Here is a 23708-nt window from a genome sequence, read left to right as displayed (position 1 = left end):
ATTAGTTATACTGTATGAAGATGTGATAACAACAGTAAAATACAATGAATAAGATTTTCAGCTTAGGTTTACTGAGTCTAATCAGTATCGGTTTAACGGCATGTGGTGGCTGTCCTATGATTGCAGGTTGCAATGGCACAGATCGCTCGCCTTATTTTATCACTCCTGTAAGTAATCAAGCTCGAGGAATTCCTGTCCCCCCTCAAAGCAAACTCACTTATCAATCACAGCACTTTAGACAAACCCATCGGCAAACTCATGCCTTAAAAGAACAGAACTTAACCGGTATAGCCTTGCCTGAAAACACTGCAATCCTTTGGGGAGGTATGCCCGTTGAGCGGTTTATTCAATTTTCTAATCCCCAAATGACAGGCTTTTCAGTCTATCCAGCACGCGGGTTTAAATCAGAACAATCGAGTACTTTCTTAAATTTATGGAAAAGTTGTGAAAGTGATTTAGATATCAACTTAAAAAACACTAGTGACTGGTCATTTAATCCATCTAACATGCAAATACGAGGCTGCGGTCGCTTTCAACAACGCAGTGAATATACGGAAGATATTTTTCGGCAAGATGAAGCCGATGAGTTTCTGAGGAAAATAAATCAAGCCTTACAACAGTTACCGAAACAACAGAGCTATCCAGTCATCGAACAACCTAGCAATTAATGAAAACAAAACAGCCTGCTCAAAAGCAGGCTGTTTAACTAGATAAATGCGAATTAAGCTTTACCGATAATGCCACGTGCCACGATTTCTTTCATGATCTCGTTAGTACCACCATAAATACGCTGAATACGTGCATCGACAAAGAAACGTGAAATTGGATATTCAGTCATATAACCATAACCACCGAATAATTGCAGCAAGTTATCAGCCACTTTCATTTGCATATCGCTACTGAAGCTCTTCAATGCCGCAGCCGTCTCTACATCCAATTTGCCTTCATTGTATAAAGCCACGTTTTGATTATAGAAAGCAGCTGTTGCCAACTCGTCAATCTTCGCTTGTGCCAATACAAAACGTGTATTTTGGAATTGCGAAATTGCCTGACCAAAGGCTTGGCGTTCTTTTACATATTGCGTGGTAATATCAATCGCACCACGAATTGCACCCAATGCAGTCGCAGCAATCGCAGTACGTTCACGCGGAAGCTCTTGCATCAAGTAAGCAAAGCCTTGTCCTGCTTGACCCAATAGTTGATCTTTCGGCACTTTGACATTATCAAAGAACAATTCTGAAGTATCTTGTGAATGCAAACCAATTTTGTCGAGGTTAGTACCCTTTTTAAAACCTTCCAAATGTGTATCCACCAACATCAAAGACACACCTTTAGCACGTGCTTGTGGATCAGTTTTTACGGCAAGAACCACGAGATCAGCATGCTGACCATTTGAAATAAAGGTTTTCGAACCATTTAACACATAATGATCATCTTGCAAAATTGCGCTGGTACGCATTGCCTGTAAGTCAGAACCTGCACCTGGTTCAGTCATACCAATGGCACCGACCACTTCGCCTGACACCATTTTTGGCAACCAGTACTGTTTTTGCTCTTCTGTCGCAATGTGTTGGATATATGGCGCAGCAATTTCAGAATGACATGAAATCGCGGTTGATAATGCACAGTAGCCTGCACGTGCAGACTCTTCAACCAACATCAATGAATAATGCGTTGGTACACCATAACCACCGTATTCTTCTGGTACATCGACACACAAGAATCCATTTTCGCCCAATGCTGCCCATACTGAACGAGGCATGATGCCTTCACGTTCCCATTGCTCATAATGAGGTGCAATCTGCTCGCTCATAAAGCGTTTAAAGTTATCGCGGAAGAGTTCCAAATCTGAATCGTAAGCTAACATCATTATTTCCTTTCGCTTTCATTGTTTTTAAAAATTTGTTCGCAGCCATGCTAATAACTTTTAGATGGGATGTCATGTCCCGTTTACATCAAATCACTAGACTGATTCGGTCAATAATTTTGTTTGCATCGCCTATCTTCTGAGCACAATTGCTTATTGGTTAAACAGTTTGCTGGTTTTTTTATGCTACACAGCTCAGTTTTATGTCATATTCATTATTCTTTGCGACAACCTTCAATACGACCATGAACACAAAACGTAATATCTATAAAACCGCAGAACATCCTTTTGCTCAATATGTTCGTATTTTAGGTAAAGGCAAAACAGGTTCTCGTTCGCTTAGTTATGAAGAAGCCTATCAAGCATTTAGCATGATTTTAAAAGCTGAAGTCTTGGATGTGCAGCTTGGTGCATTCTTAATGCTCTTACGCGTCAAGGAAGAATCTGTCGATGAACTGGCTGGTTTTGTCCAAGCCACGCGTGATCAACTCAACTTTAAGCCACTTGATGTGGATCTAGACTGGTCATCTTATGCAGGCAAGCGTAAACACTATCCGTGGTTCTTATTGGCAGCACTGACTTTAGCGCATCATGGTTACAAGATTGTGATGCATGGTGCATCGGGGCATACCATTAACCGTGTCTATACTGAACAAGTTTTACAATACTTGGGCTTTTCAATTTGTCAAAATGAACAGGATGTGCGCGAACAACTTGAACAGCATAACTTTGCCTATCTACCACTTGAAGCAATCTCACCTATTTTAAGTGAGTTGATCTCACTACGAAATGTGATGGGTCTACGCTCTCCGATTCACACCTTGGCACGTTTGATTAATCCATTTAATGCCAAAGCGACCTTACAAGCGATTTTCCACCCTGCGTATCGTACTTCACATCAACAGACTGCGTTCCGCTTGGGTTATCAAAACAGTGCTGTGATTAAGGGTGAAGGTGGCGAATTTGAACGTAATCCTGATGCCAAAACGTTAATTTGTGGCATTAAAAATGGTGAGTTGTACGAACATGAATTGCCAAAACTAACACCTGACCGTAGCCCAATTGAAGAAGAGCTTGATTTAGCTGTTTTTAAAGCGGTTTGGTTGGGTGAGCAGACGCATGAATATGGTGAAATGGCGGTGATCGAAACGATGGGAATCGCGTTGTATACCATGGGCGTAGTCAATAGCTATGATGAAGCAATGAACAAAGCGAAAGAGCTGTGGAATAGTCGTTTCTGATCAAAAAATAACCCAAGATTACTTATATAACCTTGGGTTATTTGCTAAATATAAAAATTGATAAAATTAGAGTTTATTCACTTATTATAAAATCATAAGTTTTACTTAACTCATCATCACCTTTATCATAAAAACCTGTAGAAACTTCAATAGAAAACTTTCCAGAATATTTCGGAGTACCTTTTATACTAATATTATTATATCCATCGAGCTTATTACTAGGCTCAATCACAACATGATTATTTTAATCCTCAACTTTTAGAACAAAATCCTTATTAAAATCTTTTAATCCATCCCTAACAGTGCCAGAAATATTTATCTTATAAATACCAGATCTTTTGGGTGTTCCTTTAATTATTGTCAAAGCATGAGGGGCAAACTCTTTTTCACCTTGGTCTGATGAAACACTCAGACCACTCTTTTGATCGATATTTGACTGTACAAGAAAAGTATCCTCAATAACACGATATTCCTTCATTTTTATTTCTGCAAAATAAGGACTTCCAACCTTTGCTACTGGAATTTCTTTTGTCAAAAACACATCATTGTTTACATTAGAACAACCTAATAGAAATACAAATGTTAGTGCTACAAATTTTTTCATCTATTTTAACTCTCTTTTTACAACAATAACGGCCCAAATAAACCGACTCAAAGTTTTTAAGCTAACAGATTTAATTCTATCCTGCTTACCCCAGTTAAAACATGTAGCATTAACGATAGTATCATCAGAAGTAAGTTTATTAACAACCCCTGAGTCTGTCTTTAAATCTGAATTAATTACGATATAATGTGAAGGCCCTATTGCTACAGAAGGTAGATCTGAACCACCTTGTGTTATCGCTCCAACAGTTAACAAAACGTAATAATAATCTTGTGATGGATAAGATGAAAGACTTCTCAAAACATCAAGCCAATCAACATTTCTTGGAACCTTTTGGCGAATAAAACTTTGGTATAAAGGAACACTATATCCTATCGAAGAAAACCAATTTTTTATTTCATCTGGCATTGTAAATGCTGTTAAACCATTTAGCTTATCTGCTATCCATCCAACTGCTTCTGCTTGATTGTACTTTGTAACCGAATTAGAGCTATCTCTTAAACTTCCCATTGTAATCCAGTCAACGGCAGATATTCTTGCAACTTCTTTATCATCATAAAAATTATGAACAAGGCGTGCACCATTTAGATCAGGTTTTATATTTAACCTTCCAATTAAAACTTCTCCTTTTTCCCATAAAGCCTTAACAATTTTTTTATAAATTTCTTTATTACTATTTAATACACAATAAAAAAAAGCAGCAGGACCACATAAATAAGTAAATCTTTGATCAGGATAAGGTTCTTTTAAACGGCTAAATAGACTTGCTTCTACTGCCTCTTTTGTAAAAGGGTCTTTTTTAGAACCTGGCGGATGCTCCACTGAAACAAATATTGGGGTTGTAGAAATATTAACCACAACAGTATTTGGATTTTTAGGCTGTACAACCTTAGTTGCATCATTTTTTTCAGAGTATTTAACAATATCTAACTTAACATTTCCTACAATACTTTTCTCAAACTCTTCAACCATATTATTTACGTAATAATTTTTTATTACATGGTGCCAATTTCCACCATTATCTGACCTATAAAGATTAAAAATTAAAACATAATCTTTCAAAACTTCAACTCTTGAACGATTATTTTTCAAAGTTATCATTGCAGTCCTAAAATTAGAACCAGATTTTTTAAAAAGATACTTAACATTATAATCAGAGTTTTTATATTTTTGATTTACAGTATCAAATATAGCTAAAGTATAGCTTAATTTAGTAATATCCACTTCAGTTTTTAACTTCACATATGGAAGATACTCTTTTATGTTATTGCTCAACATCTAACTCCTTATCCAAGAAAACATGAATTGATACATCTTCTTTTTGTATGGTTCTTATTTCATTGGTAAAACCATTGGAATCAGTTATACCTTCAGCCGTTTTTCCAGAATCCAAAAAAGCAATATATTTTTTATTTATCAAAGGATTACCACTATCATCCAGCATTTGGTATTTTAAGCTATATTGATTTTTTTCACCAATTTTAGGTAGTGAATATTTTGGTATAGCTAGCTTACTTCCACCCATAAACAAATGCTGTCCAGCCTTCACCTCAAACTTGCCACCTGTGGTCGGGAAAATACCTGCACCATTCAGCTTAATCTGAGAACCACCCGCAGTAATCACGATCTCTTTCGGACTGATGATCTCAATACGATCTTCAGTTGAGATAATCTGGATGCTTTGCTTAGCAAGTAAATCTATTCCATCACCTTGAGCATGGATTTCAAAGTTACCATTTGCTGCGACCTGTTTAATTCCATTTTGTGCTGCAAACAGACTGATTCGGTTTTGAGCATGTGTAATCAGGTTTTTCTGTGTACTTAGATTGATACTGTCGCTCGCAAACTGATTGATCTGTCCATCCGCAGATAAATGAATATCTTCATTAGTACTTAGGCCAATACCTTCAGGAGAATTGAGTAATAGGACAGCCTTGTTAAATTTGGCAATATTAGACTCCAGCGATTCAAAAAATGCTTTTAGTTGTTCAACGGATTCAATCTCATCAGTCTGCTGGTTCTTAGCCACTTCGCTCAGTGCCTTGGCATTGCTTTGATTACCTTCTAGCTGCTGTTTAGCAACTTGTGCATCGAGGTGTTCGCCTTGCGCTTGATCCTGCTTATGCGTAGAAACGAGTAAGCCTTCGCCAGCACGCACAGCACCCCATTGGTCAGTCCGCAGCTCAAACCCTTCGCCTCGATCTTCACTTTCTGCTGTTGCTTTAGGGTGACTCAGTTTGCCGAGATTGAGTTGGCTTGCGGCATGACTGCTTTGTAGCTGTGCGCTGATCTGTCCTGTGGTGTCATCAAAACGCAGTTGGTTAAAGCCTTCGCCTTGATATTCTTTGGACTTGATCCCTGCCAGTTTCTTGGTGTCAGGCAGCTTGCCTGCATTATCGAATTTGGTTGGGCTACGATGGGCTTCGTGGATGCGTCCTACCACAAACGGACGGTCAATATTGCCATCAAAGAAGTCAATCACCACGATTTCATCAATACGTGGCAAGAAGCGTGCACCATAGCCTTCACCAGCCCAAGGTGTCAGTACATCGACCCAAGCAGAATCAGTGTCATTGTCATTGGCACCTGAACCACCATCATGGCTATGGTCGTCATTGCGAGTAAACAGGAAGCGAACTTTGATCCGCCCCCATTCATCCACATGGATTTCTTCTCCACTTGGTCCAACCACTTTGGCGCGTTGTGGTGAAGCAGCTGGACGGTGTTGTAACGGATTAAATTCAGGAACGGTTTTGATATTGCGGCGTTGCAACGTCAGTTGATTGGCTTGGCGTTCGCCACTCTCTTTTATTTGCCAGTTGCTTTGTGCTAAGAGTTGATTGATCTGTTGATGTAGATCTTTAGGTAAATTATTTTGGTTATAAAAGTTTTTGCCTGTAATTAGGAATTCTTTGTCTGCACCATCATGTTGATCAATTTCAGGGTGCTCTGCCAGTTCAAACCAGTAACCGACATGGGTGTCTCGCACCGTAGTATTGGCTGTAAATTGCTTTGATTGCAGATCATAGTATTGACCGAGATTCTGATTCAGTTTTTCTATCTGTGCATTACCTGATTGGGTAGCACCGTCTTCACCATTGTGGTCTTGCATCCACGCTGGTGAAAAATGCCATGCTTGTTCTAGTCCTAGACTGGCATTGTCATACTGATCGCTGTGCGTATGTGTGCTTTGCACACTGCCTGCACCATCTTCTTGTTCTAGTGCATCTGCTTGCCAGCGTTGTACATGCACGCTGCTGGGTTGTAGAGAACGTTGTCCGACCAAACTGGTCATGCTGTCGTATTGTTCTGTGGCACTGCTACGGTGGTAGCGAATATGGCGACGGTCTAAGGCTTGATACTGGCTATTGTCATCAATCAAACGTAGTTTTTGCGGCTGAATCGCAGCACTACTGAGTGCAACGATTCGCTCAGCTTCGTCAATAAGCCAATTCATCCCTTCACTTCTCATCAAACGGGTGAGAAAGTCATAATCGCTTTCATTAGACTGCATAATAAAGGGACGGACATCATAGTCCTGACTGAGTCCACTTAAATCTAAACTTAAGCTTGATGCAAAGAGTGGACTCTTTTGTTGCCACTCTTTGAAGATAATTTCCACCACATCACGCACGCTCTTATTCATAAACACACGGCTGTTACGGCGTTGTTTCCACAGTGCGGTTGGATCTTCTAAAGTCAGTTTATATAAAGTTAAGCTACCGTCGGATTGTCCTTGTAAGGCTTGGGTGATAATGCCTGTGACACGGGTCAATTGACCTTGATCGGTCACGCTATCAACCGCAGCTTGGCTACCAATAAATTGTTTTAATGGGATGGCCGCATTGGTCGATAGGCAAATTAATTCTGCACTAAAGCCTTGATTCAGTTGATGCTGACCATCAATACGTTGCAGAAAAACCTGCGAATTTAAATTTTGATTAGAAAATTGAATATGAATCGCACGTTTTTGTGCGCTAAGGCCGAGACTTTCTAAGGCTTGAAAGATGTTGTTCAACATTTTTATAGATTTTTTTGCTTAAATTTATGGCATTTTAGCGATAGCAATATGCCTCTGTCTATACAGTACTGTCTGTTTATGACGTTTTCTGTCACTTTTTTATTACAAACTAACTTAACTTCTTTTGATTATGGCCATTTCAAACAATGACCTTGGAACATGCAAGTAATAAAAATGCCCTAAAAATCAAGGGCATTGTAAATATCTCACAACTTTTACACAAAACGAATCGGCTTAAATTCAGGCTCATGTTTGTGATGATCATCATCACATTCCTCACCTTCATCTTTAGTACCACGATCGATATAACCGCTACGCTGCTCTTTTGGTAAATGTTCCATTTCCCATGCATACACCGCTTGCATACAGATTTCACGCTGTTCTTTGGTTAATGCAATCCCATTTGGCCATTTGCCAATTTCAACAGCAGTACGAAGACGCTCAACAATTTCAGGATTTAAAACAGCGAGCATTTGTTCAATATTCATGAGTCATCCTGTTGAAAAGATTCAAAATCTTGATTCCACCCCAATTTGGTGCGACATGCCATATAGAAGTCATAACCTGGTGGATGTAATAAGCTTAGTTTAAACGGATGTTTGCGAATATGCACGGTATCACCGACATTTAATGCAACACTATGTTGTCCATCGGCACTGACCATCGGTAAGACACGGTTTTCACGAATGGTGATTTTAACTTCACTGTGACCACCCACCACGATCGGTCGTGATGACAAAGTATGTGGATGCATTGGCACCAATGCTATGGCATCCATACTCGGATGTAAGATTGGTCCACCACCTGACAATGAATATGCAGTTGAACCCGTTGGGGTTGAAACAATTAAACCATCACTGTGCTGACGATAGACATATTGCCCATCAATATTCAGCTCGAAATCGATCATATGAACCGATTTCCCAGAGTGTAGTACCACATCATTCAATGCAATTGCATCATAAATCGTTTCACCATTGGTACGCACTTCCATTTCCAATAAGAAACGGCGATCAAGCTGAAATTGACCTTGTAGCACTTGATCCAGTTTAAATATCGCTTCCGCAGGTTTTATGTCTGTTAAAAAACCTAATCGACCACGGTTAATCCCAATCACAGGCGTATTATGTCGAACCAATGCACGTGCAGCATGTAATAATGAACCATCACCACCCACAACCACAACTAAATCAACCACTTCCCCAAGTAAATTTCGGCTGACTGTTTGCCCATAACTATAAGGCACCAGTTTGGCTGTTTCCTGATCAAAAACGGGATTTAAACCTAAAGTGATCAGATGATCATGAATTAAACATAACGTTTCTACTACAGAATACTTGTCTGGTCGTCCAATTAGACCAATATTTCGAAAGGATTTATGTGAAATTTGCACGAATAATTTAGCTCCGTCGCGATTACTGACTATCATATCATTAACAACCAATGTTGCGTTGATGATTGATTAAAAAGTATAAAAATGTCTATCCGTTGTTTTTTTATACATCTAATGTCAACGCATTCTTAAAGTTTTTATTGCATGTTGCTATTTATTCACAGTTTTATGATTGCAAAATGACAATAAGCTATCGCATCATTACCGACATTGTTTTGGTTTTAACGCAAATCTATGAAGTTTGAACGTGGTATTGGTTTTCTAGCACTCATTTTTTCAATGTTAGTGATAGGTGTCTTTGTTGCTTTTAGTATCTATCTGATCCGCTTAGATAATATTATTCGTGACAAATTTGAAGGTCAGCGTTGGGACATTCCTGCCAAGGTATTTGCTCGCCCGTTGGAAATCTATGCAAATGCACCGATTACCCAAGAGAATTTTACCCAAGAGCTAAAATTACTGGGCTATAAAAACACGGCGAATTACGATAAATCTGGCAGTTATGTGGTACAAGGCAACCAGATGTATGTGCATACCCGTGGTTTTGACTATGGCGATAGTAATGAACCTGAGCAAGTGCTGGAGCTTGCTTTTGCAGATGGTCAGGTGAGTGAAATCCGTTCTACTAAACCTTCCAATACAGGCGTTGCACGTTTAGAACCTTTATTGATTGGCGGTATTTACCCTCAACATAATGAAGACCGCGTTCTCATCAAATTAAATAAAGTACCAAAAACCCTGATTGAAGCCTTAATTTCAACAGAAGATCGTAATTTCTATCATCATCATGGTATTTCAATCCGTGGTACAGCACGTGCTTTGGTCAGTAATGCCACAGGTGGCCGCCGTCAAGGTGGTTCAACTTTAACGCAGCAATTAGTCAAGAACTTCTATCTTTCACCAGAGAAGACGCTGAAACGTAAAGTTAATGAAGCTTTGATGGCAGTATTAATTGAACTACATTACAGCAAAGATGAGATTCTTGAAGCGTATTTAAATGAAGTGAACTTAGGCCAAAATGGAAGCTATTCGATTAATGGCTATGGTCTAGCATCACAGTTTTATTTTGGTTTACCTTTACGTGAGCTGAATATTTCACAGCAAGCGTACTTGGTTGGTCTAGTTCAAGGCCCCTCTCTATATAACCCTTGGCGTAATCCAGAATCTGCCAAGAAACGCCGTGATGTTGTATTAAACAACATGAAAGTCATGGGCTATTTAACTGAAGCAGAATACCAAGATGAAATTGCACGCCCATTAAATGTGGTGAGTAAACCAACTTTAGGTCCTGCAAAGTTTCCAGATTTCCTAGATATCGTGCGTCGTCAACTCCGCACTGAATATCAAGAAAGTGACATTACCAATCAAGGTTTAAGAATCTTTACCACACTTGATCCAATTGCACAGACTCAAGTCCAAAATGCATTTAAGAGTACTGTAGATCGTTTAGCCAAAGCCAACCCTGCCCGTTTGAAAAACTTGCAAGGTGCTGTACTCGTTGCTCATCCTGAAAATGGTGAATTGGTTGCAGCTGTGGGTTCAACTCAAGATTTTACAGGCTTTAACCGAGCTTTAGATGCAAAACGTCAAGTGGGCTCATTACTCAAACCAATTATTTATTTAAATGCAATTGAGTCTGGTCGCTATACATGGGCAAGTCCAATTGAAGACAGTGCGGTCAATATTCCAATTGATGGCGATAAGAGCTGGACACCGAAGAACTACAGTGGTGGTGAACATGGTGTTGTGCCGATGCAACAAGCATTAGCGAATTCATACAACCTTTCAACTGTACGCTTGGCAAATGAATTTGGTTTATCTGCCTTTAGCAACAAACTCAAACAGTTTGGGGTAAGCTCTGATATTCCTGCCTACCCGTCGATCTATCTTGGTGCTGTGAATATGTCACCAATGGAAGTATTAAGTATTTACGGTAACTTTGCGACAGGTGGTTTTAAATATCCACCACGCTCAATTCGCACCGTAGTCGATGCCAAAGGACATTTGCTTGAGCGTTATGGCTTGAATGTTCAACAAACCATCGATCCAGCCGCTGCCTATATTATTAACTATGGTTTACAACAAGTGATGCGTTCTGGTACGGGGCGTTCTGCCTATAATAGTCTACCAGAATCGCTGAATTTAGCAGGTAAGTCAGGAACAACGAACGATACTAGAGATTCGTGGTTTGCTGGTTATTCTGGTAACCATGTTGCGGTTGTCTGGTTAGGTTTGGATGATAACAAAGTGACTGGCTTAACAGGTTCTTCGGGTGCCTTGCCTGTTTGGACTAATGTGATGCGTCAATTACGTCAAGAGCCTGTCAATTTACGCCAAACGGATAATGTTCAATGGCAATGGATTGATAGTGCCAGTGGTGATTTATCGGCTCAAGGCTGTGATGGTGCGATGTATATTCCATTATTGCGTCAAACAGTACCACGCCGTGCAACCCTGTGTGGCCAATCACACTACGAAGTTGAACCTACGTATATTCCAAACGATGAAGCACCTGCTGATGATCACAATGATGGTATCAGCAACTATATTCGTGAAAGTGAAACACAAATGGATACTGATTTATCCAATCACACTCCAACACGCGTTATTTCTAGCGGCAGCTATAACGGTAACAGTGAAAATTAAATTTAAAGGATGATTGGACATGATGAAGAAAACTACGGTGATCATTGGGGTGTTGCTGCTAGCAGGTTGTACAGCCGCACCAGAGAAAACCACCAAGCCAACGAATCAACCACCAACCAATAGTTCACAAAAGAAGAAGGTAACCCAACCTTCTTCAGGTGTAAAAATTACACCTTATGAACAAAAAGAGATTAAACGTCAAAGTGTGCCTGTGGTTGTGCCACAGCAAAAAGTTCAGCAAAAATTTAATGATGGCAGTCAACTGCCTGCATTTAAAACCTTAATGCAAAAAACACAACTTGCTTATAAGCAGCAGCAACTTGCTGAAGCTGAACGTTATGCGCTACAAGCACAACGTATTGCACCACAAGCAACGGAAACTTATTTGTATTTGGCCATGATTGCCGATCAGCGCAAAGAATATGCCAATGCCGAAGCACTGGCACGTCGTGGCTTAAGTTATGCGCAAAGCAACGCTATGAAGAAACAGCTCTGGTTGATTATCCTGAAAGCCAGTGAAGCCCGTGGCCATACCATTAAGGCTCAAGAAGCACGTAAAGCGATTCAAACGCTCTGATCTTAGTTCGTTAAACTAAATTGACGAATCCCTGCAAGCCCATAAGCATGATGCTTTTGGGCTTGTTCTAAATCTGCGGGAGCAACACCACCTAAAGCAAATACAAGAATATCACTGTTCTGTGCCAGTGCCGCAAAACCATTCCAACCTAATCCCTGTGCTTCGGGATGCGTTACGGTCGTGTTAACAGGGCTTAAAAATACCGCATCACAGCCAATTTGATGTGCATGCTGCAACGATACTGCATCATGACAAGCCGCAATAAAGCGCTTCCCTACAATCAATCCCGCCTTATTTAAATGCATCAATTGTGATTGTTTCAGGTGGATGGTTTGAATTCTTGCTTGTAGATCACTACTCAACTGCTGCCAAAGCGCATAATTGACTATCAGCCGCGAATATTCTGCATCGCTTAAGCGCTGCAATTGTGTTTCAATCTGCGCTTGATCTTCTAAAGATGTACGCCAATAGAACAAGGTATTCTGTTCCGATAGCTGACTTAGTTGATCATTGATTTGAATCAGATGTGGCCAACTTAGGCGCTGTAAAATTGTAGCATTGGCTTTAGGGAAATTTAGGTTTGCCAACTGGTCACGGTGATACCAAGCCCAAGGTTGATGGATAAGCCCAAGTAATTCATCAGGTACATAAGCATGGAATAAATGCAGATTCACGATGAGATCATCATATTCATGACGAATCAGATCAAATGCATGCCAATCTTTTAGACCAATGCCAACTTCTTCATAAATTTCACGGCGACAGGCCTGCTCAGGACTTTCCCCAGATTCAACTTTTCCGCCAGGAAATTCATGTTTGTTACCTTGATGTTGGTTTGCTTGTCGCCAACCCACTAAAACTTTAGTTTTGTGTAATAAAATTGCGATCGCAACATCAACTGTAGCCTTTGTCATAACCGTTTAAAATCTCTCAGCTTTTCAGATCCATTCTAAGGAATTTAACTCGGCATTCCCATGTCGAAAAACAAAATTAATAGATGATTTTGTAAATTCTTAAAATTTCCGTTGACAGGTCTATTCGATAATGATTATCATTTAAAACATTAAAAAACACACCACGGAGCATAACAAATGAACGCACCATTCAGCCTATTTACTCGTAGTACAGATGCAGCTCAATCATTGCCAATGTTGCATTCAAACAACCTTTTTGCCTTAGGTCGCGAAATCCGCATCATGCATGCTGGTGAGGAATATCGTTTACGTTTAACTCGTAATAATCGCCTGATTTTAACGAAGTAATATAATAATAATCGGACAATAACAATAAACGTGGGAATAGCAGTATGTCAGCGCATACTGCTTTTTTAATACGTTAGTCCAATTTTTAAATAGACTTAGATCTTAAGTGATATGGTGACTCTAAGACCACCGTATTGAGACTGTTCAAACTCGATTTTCCCCTGATGTAATTCAATAATTTTTCTGCAAATCGATAACCCCAAGCCAGAACCATGTGTTTTAGTTCCTAAAGCACGATAAAAACGTTCGCCAAGCCGTTCTAACATTTCGGTGTTCACACCATTCCCATCATTTTCGATATTCAGCTCTAGCCCATCAGAACGCTGATTTAATGCAATATAAACCGTTCCATTTTCAGGTGTATATCGAATCGCATTGTCTAAAATATTGCGTACACAGGTAAAGATAAGCTGTTGATTCGCAAGAATCTCGTCCTGCACATCTGCAATAACCTGCCAATGCAGTTGGATGTGTTTTTCATTAGCAAATAATTTAAGTGCCTGAATTGCCTCATCAACATTCTCCTGCATCGAAAAATGAGTCTTCGGTAAATTTTCCGCATGCTCTGGGTCTAAACGTGCCAACAACAATAGATTCTCTAAAATTTGAATACCTCGACTTACATCCTGCTGCATTTGGGTAAAGTCAGCTGCACGTTCTGGATATTTACGCTGCAATAACTGCAAACGCATTTGAATCGCAGACAAAGGTGAACGTAACTCATGCGATGCATCCGCGGTAAAACGTTGTTCAGCCTGTAGAGACTGGTCCAAGCGCTGTAATAAGCGATTGAGTTGACCCAACATCGGTTGCAGTTCTTTTAACTCCACCTCACCTGCTTGAACGGGAGTAAGATCATCCGCATTCTTGGCTGAAATTTGCTTTGATAATTGATGAATCACGCTAAATTGTCGCTTGATCAAGAAATGCAACATGATCCACTGCATTAACCAGACCAAAATTAAGACCAGTGCATATCCCATAAAGCTATGCAACAAATCTTGAAACCGCTCTTCTAAAGGTTGCATTATCAACACTTGCATATGCGAATTTTCATCTTCACCCGCATAACTTCGCCATAACTGACCTTTCTGCCAAATCAAACCGTAGTCACTATGTGCTGCCTCAATCAAGCTGTAATACTGCTGATCGAGATGAAAGTTTTCTGACTGGGTGAGTACCTGCTGCTGATTGCTCAAACGATATTGAATATCAAACTGATCACTGAGTTCATCAATTTGCTGCCCAGAAGAGGTGGTTAAATCCGTAATCAGCAGCATATCTGAAATCTCATCCATGATTTCGTCTTGTACTTGCATGGTCTGATAGACAGAAATGACCGCGAATAAAAGTAATGCCACACATCCTGCAATGACGGAGCTGATTAACGAGGTTTTGACCAGTTTGCTTTGTAAAGACACCACTTTCATGCTGTTATTCCTGATGCATGCGATAGCCTAAACCACGAATGGTCTTGATATATTGCCCACCAACTTTCTTACGAATTTGATAAATAAACACTTCAATGGCATTGCTTTCAATTTCGTCCCCCCATGCGTATAAAGATTCTTCCAGTTGTTCCCGTGTCAAAATATGATCGGGCTTTTGCATGAGTTTATGCAAAATCTGAAACTCTTTCGCGGTCAAATTAATGGTCTGTCCTGCTTTGCTCAATGTTTTGGCTTGTGGGTCTAACTGTAAATCGGAAAAATTTAAATACTGCCCTGCTTGAGCTTGATGCTGGCGTAATTGTGAACGAATCCGTGCTGATAGCTCCTCTAAATTAAATGGCTTCACCAAATAATCATTGGCACCCAGATCCAATCCTTCAACCCGATCATGAATATGATCTTTAGCTGTAATAAAAATAACAGGCGTTTTGCTGTCCTGACAGCGAATCGCTTTCAGAATGTCATCACCTGTGGCCTGTGGTAAGCCCCGATCCAGTAAGATACAATCATATTGATGCTGTTCTATCGCCAAGATCGCATAATCACCGCGCTCGACCCAATCGACGCTATAACCATCCATCTCTAACCAGTTTTTAATACTCTCAGCCTGAGAGGCATCATCTTCAGCCAATAAAATTCGCATAAAATAATCCTCTCTTTTGATCTATAAAATTTTTCTGAGAATAAAGCATAAGCAAAAAACCACATGATTGTCATGTGGTCTTTTGGGATAAACAGATTGCTTAGAATTGAACTTGGTCTACATCAACCTCAACACGCTTGGTTGGTTTATAATCAATATCAATTTCACCAATCAAAGTCACTGGTGTTTTTGCAGATACAGGTTTGCCTTGCCATAAATCATCATCAATATCTACGGTGATTGTGCCTGTTTGATCGCTAAACTGATACTTCTCGTCACCAGTTGCTTTCACCACATAACCTTTTAATTGCACTGGCGTATCATCTTTCATCGTCAATGCTTGCTTAACCGTCGTGGTTTGAGTTGGTGCTAGCGCCTGTTGATTCACGGCATTTGTATTTGCAACTGCAAAAGTTGTCACACCAACTAAACTAGCGATGACTGCAACTTTAGAAAAAATGTTCATCTTGATACCCTCATTATGGCTTCTTCATTTCGATATAGACATTAAAACAAATGAAGATGAGGTGAATCTGAAGATTCAAATTTTCTGTTTAACTCAGAGGTACGACACGTAAAACTTCTTCCAAGGTTGTGACTCCTTCAATCACTTTACGTGCCCCTGCAATACGTAATGGCTCAATCCCTTCTTTCTTGGCTTGCGCTCTCAGATCGTTCAGCGTTCCGTTCGCACTAATCATGGACTTTAATTCCAGACTGACAGGCATAAACTCATAAATACCGACACGGCCTTTATAACCTGTATGGCGACAGGCCTCGCACCCCACCGCTTTATACATCGTTGTAGGCATGTCCATCATATAGTCAAAAGTGAGATGCTCCCATTCTTGTTCATTGATGGCTGTTTGCTGTTTGCAATGCGGACAAAGGCGACGTACTAAACGTTGAGCCAATACCCCTAAAATTGTTGCTGCGGTAAGAAACGGTTGGATTCCAAGATCATGTAAACGAGTCAAACTCGACGGCGCATCGTTGGTATGTAAAGTAGAAAGGACCAAATGCCCTGTTAATGCAGCTTGTATCGCCATATTTGCAGTATCGTGATCACGAATCTCACCCACCATGATAATGTCAGGGTCTTGACGCATTAAGGCACGAACCCCATCTGCAAAGCCTAATTCAATGTTTGGATTGACCTGCATTTGGTTAAAGCTTGGTTCCAGCATTTCAATCGGATCTTCAATGGTACAGACATTGACCTGTTCTGTTGCCAGTTGTTTTAACGATGAATACAGCGTGGTGGTTTTACCTGAACCCGTTGGGCCTGTCACCAAGATAATGCCATGACTATGTTGCGTCAGTTGCTGCCAACTCTGCAATAAATGCCCTTCAAAACCCAATTGTTGAAAACTACGTACCAACACTTCTGGGTCAAAGATACGCATCACCAACTTTTCACCAAAGGCGGTGGGTAAAGTCGAAAGCCGTAACTCCGTCTCCTGACCTTTCGGTGTACGCGTTTTTAAGCGACCATCTTGCGGTTTACGCTTTTCTGCCACATTCATACGGCCAAGAATCTTAATCCGCGAAATCACGGCTGTAAGCGTATTGGCAGGCATGTTATAGATGGTATGTAACACACCGTCGATACGGAAACGCACTTTGCCTTTGTCTTTACGTGGCTCCAGGTGAATATCACTAGCACCTTGTTCAAAAGCAAATTGCAGCACCCAATCTACCAGTTTTACAATATGCTGATCATTGGCATCAGGATTTTGGGTATCGCCTAGCTGCAATAAAGCCTCAACACCTTTATTTTCCCGATCATATATGCCTGCATTCTGCGAAGAATTAACGGCACGGCTGACTTGATAATATTCAAGAATGTAACGTTGTAGCTGTTCTGGATTTAATAGAACTTTTTCAATTTTCTTCGGTGCTAAGCTACGCTCCAGATTATTGAGCCATTCCGTGGTAAAAGGTTGATCTGTCCCGATTAAAATTCGGTCAGGTTGTACCTCTACCGCTAAAATATGGTTTCTTAGCGCAAACTCTTGCGACATCACACTCGTTAAAGCAGCAACATCCGCCTTCAAAGGATCAATAACAAATAATGGAATATCTGCTTTTTCAGCTAACCACTGACATAAGCGATTCAACGTCAATGTTGAATCTACATTAAGCTGATCTTTCAAATTAAAATTGGCAATCCACTGCAAAGGATGCCATTTCAACTGCTCTTTTTGACGATGTGTGGTTTGAATTAATAACTTATCCCTTTCAGTAATACGACCATCTTTTAAGAGCTGTTCTAAGCACCACGTCACGTCAATCGTAAAAGAAAAGTTTGCAAATTTTGCTTGCGCTTGCATCACCGTCAGTTCCCCAAATTTATGACTCAATTATATTTTTTAAAGTTTTTAACTTTGCTCTACAGCAATCACTGTGACATTCCTGTCATCCACTGTAAAACGAATATTCAATTCTGAAAAACACATTCCATAAACCCGCTCAGCATCATCTTGATACGCAGGCCGTGGATCTAAAGATAACACTTGTTCCAGTTCATCGAATATCTTTTTATCCAAAATCCCCTGCTTTAATAACTGTTGCTGTTGTGACTGTGCAGTTTCCGTCCACACAACTGTTTTCCGGATTGGCTGTTGTTGCGCATAGCCACTCTGTGAATCTGCAATTGCATCCGAATATTGGATATACGGTTTAATGTCTAAAATCGGTGTGCCATGCAGTAAATCACTGCCCATCACATACAGGCGAACCGCTTTCCCCTGCTTTTCAACACGTAAAAAACGCACCACAGACAAGCCAATCGGTGATGGACGATACATGCTCCGTGTGGCAAAAACACCGATTTTTTGATTACCACCTAATCGAGGTGGCCGCACTTGTGGACGAAATTTAGACATTTGATTCAAAGAGTTATCTTGATTTTTATTTTCATGGAACTGCCAAAGCAGCCATAAATGACTAAAATCTTCGATACCTTCAAAAGCCAGAAGATCGTTATAAGGCTCCGCCATCTCTATATACGACTCGACTTGTACGAGGTTTGGCTGTCGTGGAATACCAAACTTCTCACGATAAGGAGAATGCATATGGCCAATGATCGGCATGACTACTGAGTTGCTCATCACTTTTTCTTATAAACACAATTAAATATATTCAGTTTATCGAGAATGATTTTAGATTAGAATAGCGATCTGTTTCTTTTAACTGTGATCGAGACCTTTAATGGCTGCTTTTAACGTTGAACGCATTACTCATGTTCACCACTGGAATGACACGCTTTTCAGTTTTAAAACTACACGCGACACTAGCTTACGTTTTAAAAATGGTCAGTTTGTGATGATCGGTCTTGAAGTGAATGGTAAGCCTTTAATGCGTGCTTATTCGATCGCGAGTGCGAATTATGAAGAAGAACTCGAATTCTTCTCTATTAAAGTACAAGACGGTCCATTAACTTCTATTTTACAAAAAGTACAAGTGGGCGACGAAATCCTGATTTCTAAAAAACCTACAGGCACTTTAGTACACGATGATCTATTACCAGGTAAAAATTTATACCTTCTATCTTCTGGTACAGGTCTTGCACCATTCCTTTCGCTCCTTCGTGATCCAGAAACTTACGAAAAGTTTGAAAAAGTAATTATGGTTCACGGTACACGTTATGTATCTGAACTTGCTTATCAAGATTTGATCTTAAATGAACTTCCAAACCATGAATTCTTTGAAGAATTAGGCATCAAAGACAAATTGGTATATTACCCGACTGTGACACGTGAACCATTCCACACTCAAGGTCGTGTAACAACTGCAATTGAATCTGGCGAGCTATTTGAAAAAATTGGTTTACCACGTTTCAACCGTGAAACTGATCGTGCAATGCTATGTGGTAGCCCTGCTTTCCTTAAAGATGTTGCAGCACTATTAGATGAACATGGTTTAGTTGAATCACCACGCATGGGCGTTATGGGTGATTATGTCATCGAACGAGCATTCGTTGAAAAATAATACTTATCAATAATAGAGAAAAGCCGAGGTGTTAACCTCGGCTTTTTTTTTAAATATGATTTAAATTAAGCTTAATTTTTATTTATATTAATTTTCATAAACCGTCATTTAATAAAACTAAATAAAATGATTCATTAAGCTGCGTCTAAATGAATCAGACGCTCAATATAATACCAACACTCTTCAATTTGTGCATGATCCTTATTCACTTTTGCATACGCTGTCATACCATCGAGGATATTGATATACATCGCTGTAAGTACATGTGGTTGAAATACCTTGGCCTTTTCAAATAAATTCTCAACCAAAGCCATTAACCACTCACGATACTCTACAATTGGCCCAATAATTGAAGGATATTGTTGTAGTATTTCTAAAGAAGCTTTTTGAAACATACAGCCATGAAAATCATCTGAATTAAACCAAGACAAATGCCAAAAATAGACTGCCTTGATTTTCCCCAGATAATCATCTGCTGGAATTAAGCTAATTTCATGTTCAATGGCTGCCTGAATACTTTTATTCCTTCGAGATAAACACTCTTCGATCAGGTTCTCTTTGGATGGAAAGTATTTGTAGAAAGTCATTTTAGCAACGCCCGACTCACTAATAATTCGATCCACACCCACAGAGCTGTAGTTATGACGGTTAAAAAGGTCTAGAGCCGTTGTAATAATATCTTCTTTTTTTGACATTTTATTATCCTTTTAGAATTCTATCAAAAAATTTAATGCATTTTTTAGACATAGTTTACATGCTGGAAAGTTCTGGCCACTATGTATGTTTATGTTATTTTAAGAGCATTATAGAAAAGTCATATTTTCTTAATTTTCCCTCTTATAGGGTATGTAAAAATCAGTCTACATACAAGATCATTTGTAAAAAAATCTTTCTATTTTTAAAACATTTGTTTTTTCCGTGAAACATTTCACCTTTTTCTTACAGTTAAGTTAATTCATAAACTTTCTTACTATTTTTTAGCCGACTTAATAAATTGATTTCACAAAAAAATCATTTTATATTTAAATCATCCAATAAAAAGATGTTTGGTTGAACTAATAGTTATATTCATAAGCAACCAAAAAAAATCTAACTAAATAATTGGAAAAGCAATAATATTATTAATTCATCGAGTACAAGACTATGCCAAAAAAATTTGAAAACTTTAACAACCCAAGACAGAAAGCTATTGAAGGAATGAAGAATAGTATTTCTGCAGAACAATGGAACAAGAATCTGAACTTTCTGAAACAATTACGCGAGGAAATTTCAAATCATCCTGTTTCACGCCACCCAGCCATTCAACTTTTAAATGACGGTGTAATTGATAAAGAAACCTTAAAACACATTCATTTAGAATATCGCCATGCCATCGTACAGGTATTTACTGATGCATTACTAATGGCACAATTTCAAACTAAACAATTAGAACCACGTTTATTATCTGGCTCTAAAATGTTCCCGCGCTTTTTACTTAATCTTAATATTTTAGATGAATTCGGTTTCCGTCCTGGTCTCGATGAAGAAGGCTACTATTCTGGTAATCCAGAATATGCGCACTACCCACTGTTTGAAGATGTGTTAAATGACTTTGAACTCAGTCAATCAGAACGTAATGACTACCAACCTTCTCTTATTTCTCAACGTGTTCGCAACTATTTGGAAAACTCATTTGATAGCTATCAAGCTGTCTCTGCGTTGTTGGCTGTGGCAGAAGAAGAAGTCATTTTATTTAGCCCTGCATTACGTCAGGCTACCAATGCTGTAGGCTTTGATGTAGATAGTGGATACTACTTTGTACATGGCGTTTCACATGATGCAACAGCGGAAGCTGCGGATGATGATCATGAAGATGATTTATGGTTCGTATTGGCGCAGGCCTGTGTCGAATCTGAATATGCATCGATCCGCCAAATTTGTCTTGAATATTGTGATTTGTGGGAACAGTTCTGGGATGAACAAATTGCATATTATGGAACATTTAAAAAACTGGCTTAATTTCCCTACATCAAGCAGCCATCTTCAACATTTCTGTTGAATGATGGCTTTTTATAGATTCAGAAAAACAGAGTATCGATGCGCCATGAAGTTCAAATGCTAATTTAGCCAAAGTCGGCTCTCAATTTACGATATAATTCAACTTTCTTTCCCCTAAACATTTCGCGCATGTTTTCACAATTCGATGTCAACTTATTGGTTCTGCTTGTTTTATTGGGCTGCGGGATCTTTAGTCAAAACACGGCCGTAACAGTAGCCGCTGCTTGCCTGATTTTAGTCAAGCTTACGCCTTTAAATCAATTTTTCCCTTATATTCAAAATCATGGTCTGAATATTGGTATTATCATCCTGACAATTGGCGTACTGGCACCTATCGCAAGTGGCAAAATTAGCGGTGAAAGTATTCTGAAATCGTTTATCAGTATCAAATCCCTAGCTGCGATCGCTGTTGGCTTATTAGTGGCATGGCTTGGTGGCCGTGGCGTCAAGCTAATGAGTAATCAACCCGATGTGGTAGCTGGCCTTCTGATTGGAACTGTCGCAGGTGTTGCGCTACTCAGAGGTGTCCCTGTTGGTCCACTGATTGCCGCAGGAATCTTATCCTTGCTGATAGGGAAATCTTAGTTGCTTTAAAATGATGAACTGACAACACGATCCCGACCAATGCAAAGGTAGTGGTTTTACCCAGCTACCTTTGGAATAACCAAAGCTTATTATTCTTCATAATAGACTGTACGTAACTTTGAAAATTTCTCCAGTTGCTTAATAAAACCTTCAAAATAATTCTTTTCTTTGTCTTCGGCACGATAACCTGCATATAACTTGCGTCTTAAACCTTGAGGTGAAACACAGTCCAAACGGCGGCTCACCACCCAGCCTTTTTGCTCATACTCATTTACCACCCAATCTGGCAAAGCGGCTATACCGCGTCCACTTGCCACCAATTGGATCAACATCTGAGTCAAATCAGTGGTCCGAATATGCTTGGGTTGAATATTTTCAGGGATAAATAAATGCGCCATGATATCCAAGCGATGTTTATCAACAGGATAGGTAATCAAGGTTTCTTCAGCTAAGTCTTGTACTGAAACATGATCGGCACGTACCAAAGGATGGGTATTCGATAGCACCAAACGTGACTCATATTCAAAGATCGGGAAATACTCAATCCCTTTTAATGCAATTGGATCAGCCGTAATCAATAGATCAAACTCAGCATTTTGCAAGAGTTCATGAGGGTTAGACTCAAAGCCCGCAGCGAAATCCAAATCTACGTCAGGATATTGCAGACGATATTGATTGAGTAACGGCATCAACCAATCAAAGCAGCTATGGCATTCAGATGAGAAAATAATTCGCCCAGTTTGCCCATGCACAATACGCGTAATATCGGTTTGCGCAATTTGCACCTGAGGCAATACATCATCTGCCAGTTTAAGTAAACGTTCCCCCACATTGGAAAAACTCACAGGGCGGCTACGACGATTTACAACCTCTACCCCATACCAGTGATCCAATTCTTTTAATTGATGTGAAATTGCAGATGGGGTAAGACATAGATCTGTTGCAGCAGAGACCAATGAACCGTGTTCTCTTAAAGCAATTAAAGTTTTTAAATGACGAAGTTCTAGCATAGTAATGGCCTAGCAGTTAAATCCTCTAAATTTCCCTTTTTAAGGGAAACTTAGCACCTCACATAATCAGATTTTGAATACTAGGTTATCCATCCTTTTAAAAGGTCGGAAAGGATTTTATTGAATATAATTCATCTTAGCATTAAATTAATGAGCTTGTCTCAATCTTGATTTTAATTCATCATTTTTACATCAAATGAAATATATTCATCTTGGCTGACGTGAACATCTCAGTCTTGATAGAAAACTTAAACCAAAGCAAAAAAGATGCTGTAAAGATTGAAGTAATCTTTATTAAAAAATTTTCAGCATGAACTGAGAACATTTCATTTAATTCAACCGCAACAAGCTTTTAAAACTTTTACAATAGACGATTAT

Annotated in this window: 22 protein-coding genes; 8 read left to right on the top strand and 14 right to left on the bottom strand. The window is 39.4% G+C overall.

All coding sequences use genetic code 11. The features are described from left to right. Nucleotides 1–44 precede the first annotated feature (44 nt). Nucleotides 45–668, top strand: a complete 624-nt coding sequence (locus tag NDN11_RS07790; protein WP_251111307.1) for a hypothetical protein — start codon at nt 45–47, stop codon at nt 666–668. A gap of 53 nt (nt 669–721) precedes the next feature. Here NDN11_RS07790 and NDN11_RS07785 read toward each other — a convergent pair whose 3' ends face one another. Continuing rightward, nucleotides 722–1867, bottom strand: a complete 1146-nt coding sequence (locus tag NDN11_RS07785; protein WP_251111306.1) for an acyl-CoA dehydrogenase family protein — start codon at nt 1865–1867, stop codon at nt 722–724. 245 nt (nt 1868–2112) lie between these two features. Here NDN11_RS07785 and NDN11_RS07780 point away from each other — a divergent pair, with 245 nt between their 5' ends. Continuing rightward, the gene (locus NDN11_RS07780; RefSeq protein WP_251111513.1) at nt 2113–3108 is read left to right on the top strand and encodes a glycosyl transferase family protein; all 996 of its coding nucleotides are present in this window, start codon (nt 2113–2115) and stop codon (nt 3106–3108) included. A gap of 244 nt (nt 3109–3352) precedes the next feature. Here NDN11_RS07780 and NDN11_RS07775 read toward each other — a convergent pair whose 3' ends face one another. The 5 genes from NDN11_RS07775 to NDN11_RS07755 all read right to left on the bottom strand — a co-directional run bounded on the left by NDN11_RS07775 (nt 3353) and on the right by NDN11_RS07755 (nt 9126). Then, nucleotides 3353–3712: a hypothetical protein gene (locus NDN11_RS07775; RefSeq protein WP_251111305.1), complete on the bottom strand. Its 360-nt coding sequence runs from the start codon at nt 3710–3712 to the stop codon at nt 3353–3355. Next, entirely contained in the window at nt 3713–4990 is a 1278-nt protein-coding gene (locus NDN11_RS07770; protein WP_251111304.1) for a hypothetical protein, read from the bottom strand. It lies immediately after the preceding gene. Beyond that, entirely contained in the window at nt 4977–7733 is a 2757-nt protein-coding gene (locus NDN11_RS07765; protein ID WP_251111303.1) for a type VI secretion system Vgr family protein, read from the bottom strand. The genes NDN11_RS07770 and NDN11_RS07765 overlap by 14 nt, the downstream gene beginning before the upstream one ends. Before the next feature lie 215 nt (nt 7734–7948). Next, a complete protein-coding gene (locus NDN11_RS07760) occupies nt 7949–8221 on the bottom strand; it encodes a YeaC family protein (RefSeq protein ID WP_167246678.1) in 273 nt (90 codons plus the stop codon). Further along, a complete protein-coding gene (locus NDN11_RS07755) occupies nt 8218–9126 on the bottom strand; it encodes an NAD(+) kinase (protein WP_032858932.1) in 909 nt (302 codons plus the stop codon). The genes NDN11_RS07760 and NDN11_RS07755 overlap by 4 nt, the downstream gene beginning before the upstream one ends. A 234-nt stretch (nt 9127–9360) precedes the next feature. Here NDN11_RS07755 and mrcB point away from each other — a divergent pair, with 234 nt between their 5' ends. Beyond that, entirely contained in the window at nt 9361–11772 is a 2412-nt protein-coding gene (gene mrcB, locus NDN11_RS07750) for a penicillin-binding protein 1B (protein ID WP_251111302.1), read from the top strand. 19 nt (nt 11773–11791) lie between these two features. Continuing rightward, entirely contained in the window at nt 11792–12349 is a 558-nt protein-coding gene (locus tag NDN11_RS07745) for a tetratricopeptide repeat protein (protein ID WP_251111301.1), read from the top strand. A 2-nt stretch (nt 12350–12351) separates the two neighbouring features. Here the strand turns inward: NDN11_RS07745 and NDN11_RS07740 are convergent, their stop codons facing one another. Next, nucleotides 12352–13263, bottom strand: coding sequence for an NUDIX domain-containing protein (locus NDN11_RS07740; protein ID WP_251111300.1), 912 nt, complete (start codon nt 13261–13263; stop codon nt 12352–12354). A 177-nt stretch (nt 13264–13440) separates the two neighbouring features. On the opposite strand from NDN11_RS07740, the gene hemP reads away from it, so the two are divergent. Then, nucleotides 13441–13611: a hemin uptake protein HemP gene (gene hemP, locus NDN11_RS07735; RefSeq protein WP_004653932.1), complete on the top strand. Its 171-nt coding sequence runs from the start codon at nt 13441–13443 to the stop codon at nt 13609–13611. A 95-nt stretch (nt 13612–13706) separates the two neighbouring features. On the opposite strand, the gene NDN11_RS07730 is transcribed toward hemP, so the two are convergent. The 5 genes from NDN11_RS07730 to tsaA all read right to left on the bottom strand — a co-directional run bounded on the left by NDN11_RS07730 (nt 13707) and on the right by tsaA (nt 18800). Next, complete coding sequence (locus NDN11_RS07730; protein WP_251111299.1) at nt 13707–15041, bottom strand: sensor histidine kinase; 1335 nt, start codon at nt 15039–15041, stop codon at nt 13707–13709. A 4-nt stretch (nt 15042–15045) separates the two neighbouring features. Further along, the gene (locus tag NDN11_RS07725) at nt 15046–15705 is read right to left on the bottom strand and encodes a response regulator transcription factor (RefSeq protein ID WP_167246668.1); all 660 of its coding nucleotides are present in this window, start codon (nt 15703–15705) and stop codon (nt 15046–15048) included. Between the two features lie 100 nt (nt 15706–15805). Further along, a complete protein-coding gene (locus NDN11_RS07720) occupies nt 15806–16171 on the bottom strand; it encodes a NirD/YgiW/YdeI family stress tolerance protein (protein ID WP_251111298.1) in 366 nt (121 codons plus the stop codon). A gap of 88 nt (nt 16172–16259) precedes the next feature. Beyond that, complete coding sequence (tfpB, locus tag NDN11_RS07715; protein WP_251111297.1) at nt 16260–18038, bottom strand: type IV pilus assembly ATPase TfpB; 1779 nt, start codon at nt 18036–18038, stop codon at nt 16260–16262. A gap of 48 nt (nt 18039–18086) precedes the next feature. Then, on the bottom strand, nt 18087–18800 hold the full coding sequence (gene tsaA / locus NDN11_RS07710) for a tRNA (N6-threonylcarbamoyladenosine(37)-N6)-methyltransferase TrmO (RefSeq protein ID WP_171526004.1): 714 nt from the start codon (nt 18798–18800) through the stop codon (nt 18087–18089). 118 nt (nt 18801–18918) lie between these two features. Between tsaA and NDN11_RS07705 the strand changes: the two genes are divergently transcribed. Next, nucleotides 18919–19698 (top strand): ferredoxin--NADP reductase, encoded by a 780-nt coding sequence (locus NDN11_RS07705; protein WP_004806522.1) that lies wholly within the window; start codon nt 18919–18921, stop codon nt 19696–19698. 134 nt (nt 19699–19832) lie between these two features. Here NDN11_RS07705 and NDN11_RS07700 read toward each other — a convergent pair whose 3' ends face one another. Continuing rightward, complete coding sequence (locus NDN11_RS07700) at nt 19833–20393, bottom strand: TetR/AcrR family transcriptional regulator (RefSeq protein ID WP_251111296.1); 561 nt, start codon at nt 20391–20393, stop codon at nt 19833–19835. 448 nt (nt 20394–20841) lie between these two features. On the opposite strand from NDN11_RS07700, the gene NDN11_RS07695 reads away from it, so the two are divergent. Together NDN11_RS07695 and NDN11_RS07690 are read left to right on the top strand one after the other, a co-directional pair. Next, nucleotides 20842–21696 carry a hypothetical protein gene (locus tag NDN11_RS07695; RefSeq protein ID WP_251111295.1) on the top strand — a complete coding sequence of 285 codons (855 nt, stop codon included), beginning with the start codon at nt 20842–20844 and terminating at the stop codon, nt 21694–21696. A gap of 168 nt (nt 21697–21864) precedes the next feature. Continuing rightward, nucleotides 21865–22320, top strand: a complete 456-nt coding sequence (locus tag NDN11_RS07690) for a DUF441 domain-containing protein (protein WP_005204306.1) — start codon at nt 21865–21867, stop codon at nt 22318–22320. An 89-nt stretch (nt 22321–22409) separates the two neighbouring features. Here the strand turns inward: NDN11_RS07690 and NDN11_RS07685 are convergent, their stop codons facing one another. After that, nucleotides 22410–23330: a LysR family transcriptional regulator gene (locus NDN11_RS07685; protein WP_251111294.1), complete on the bottom strand. Its 921-nt coding sequence runs from the start codon at nt 23328–23330 to the stop codon at nt 22410–22412. Nucleotides 23331–23708: the final 378 nt, after the last annotated feature.

The organism is Acinetobacter sp. C26M (assembly GCF_023702675.1).
In the GTDB taxonomy this organism is placed as follows: Bacteria; Pseudomonadota; Gammaproteobacteria; order Pseudomonadales; family Moraxellaceae; genus Acinetobacter.
The sequence above is the reverse complement of the archived record's forward strand: the minus strand, read 5'-3'. Positions and strand labels throughout refer to the sequence as shown.

Excerpts from the sequence above, each read along its gene's own strand:
- NDN11_RS07790 (WP_251111307.1), top strand. The coding sequence starts at position 45 with ATGAATAAGATTTTCAGCTTAGGTTTACTGAGTCTAATCAGTATCGGT.
- NDN11_RS07785 (WP_251111306.1), bottom strand. The coding sequence starts at position 1,867 with ATGTTAGCTTACGATTCAGATTTGGAACTCTTCCGCGATAACTTTAAA.
- NDN11_RS07780 (WP_251111513.1), top strand. The coding sequence starts at position 2,113 with ATGAACACAAAACGTAATATCTATAAAACCGCAGAACATCCTTTTGCT.
- NDN11_RS07775 (WP_251111305.1), bottom strand. The coding sequence starts at position 3,712 with ATGAAAAAATTTGTAGCACTAACATTTGTATTTCTATTAGGTTGTTCT.
- NDN11_RS07770 (WP_251111304.1), bottom strand. The coding sequence starts at position 4,990 with ATGTTGAGCAATAACATAAAAGAGTATCTTCCATATGTGAAGTTAAAA.
- NDN11_RS07765 (WP_251111303.1), bottom strand. The coding sequence starts at position 7,733 with ATGTTGAACAACATCTTTCAAGCCTTAGAAAGTCTCGGCCTTAGCGCA.
- NDN11_RS07760 (WP_167246678.1), bottom strand. The coding sequence starts at position 8,221 with ATGAATATTGAACAAATGCTCGCTGTTTTAAATCCTGAAATTGTTGAG.
- mrcB (WP_251111302.1), top strand. The coding sequence starts at position 9,361 with ATGAAGTTTGAACGTGGTATTGGTTTTCTAGCACTCATTTTTTCAATG.
- NDN11_RS07745 (WP_251111301.1), top strand. The coding sequence starts at position 11,792 with ATGATGAAGAAAACTACGGTGATCATTGGGGTGTTGCTGCTAGCAGGT.
- NDN11_RS07740 (WP_251111300.1), bottom strand. The coding sequence starts at position 13,263 with ATGACAAAGGCTACAGTTGATGTTGCGATCGCAATTTTATTACACAAA.
- hemP (WP_004653932.1), top strand. The coding sequence starts at position 13,441 with ATGAACGCACCATTCAGCCTATTTACTCGTAGTACAGATGCAGCTCAA.
- NDN11_RS07730 (WP_251111299.1), bottom strand. The coding sequence starts at position 15,041 with ATGAAAGTGGTGTCTTTACAAAGCAAACTGGTCAAAACCTCGTTAATC.
- NDN11_RS07725 (WP_167246668.1), bottom strand. The coding sequence starts at position 15,705 with ATGCGAATTTTATTGGCTGAAGATGATGCCTCTCAGGCTGAGAGTATT.
- NDN11_RS07720 (WP_251111298.1), bottom strand. The coding sequence starts at position 16,171 with ATGAACATTTTTTCTAAAGTTGCAGTCATCGCTAGTTTAGTTGGTGTG.
- tfpB (WP_251111297.1), bottom strand. The coding sequence starts at position 18,038 with ATGCAAGCGCAAGCAAAATTTGCAAACTTTTCTTTTACGATTGACGTG.
- tsaA (WP_171526004.1), bottom strand. The coding sequence starts at position 18,800 with ATGCCGATCATTGGCCATATGCATTCTCCTTATCGTGAGAAGTTTGGT.
- NDN11_RS07705 (WP_004806522.1), top strand. The coding sequence starts at position 18,919 with ATGGCTGCTTTTAACGTTGAACGCATTACTCATGTTCACCACTGGAAT.
- NDN11_RS07700 (WP_251111296.1), bottom strand. The coding sequence starts at position 20,393 with ATGTCAAAAAAAGAAGATATTATTACAACGGCTCTAGACCTTTTTAAC.
- NDN11_RS07695 (WP_251111295.1), top strand. The coding sequence starts at position 20,842 with ATGCCAAAAAAATTTGAAAACTTTAACAACCCAAGACAGAAAGCTATT.
- NDN11_RS07690 (WP_005204306.1), top strand. The coding sequence starts at position 21,865 with ATGTTTTCACAATTCGATGTCAACTTATTGGTTCTGCTTGTTTTATTG.
- NDN11_RS07685 (WP_251111294.1), bottom strand. The coding sequence starts at position 23,330 with ATGCTAGAACTTCGTCATTTAAAAACTTTAATTGCTTTAAGAGAACAC.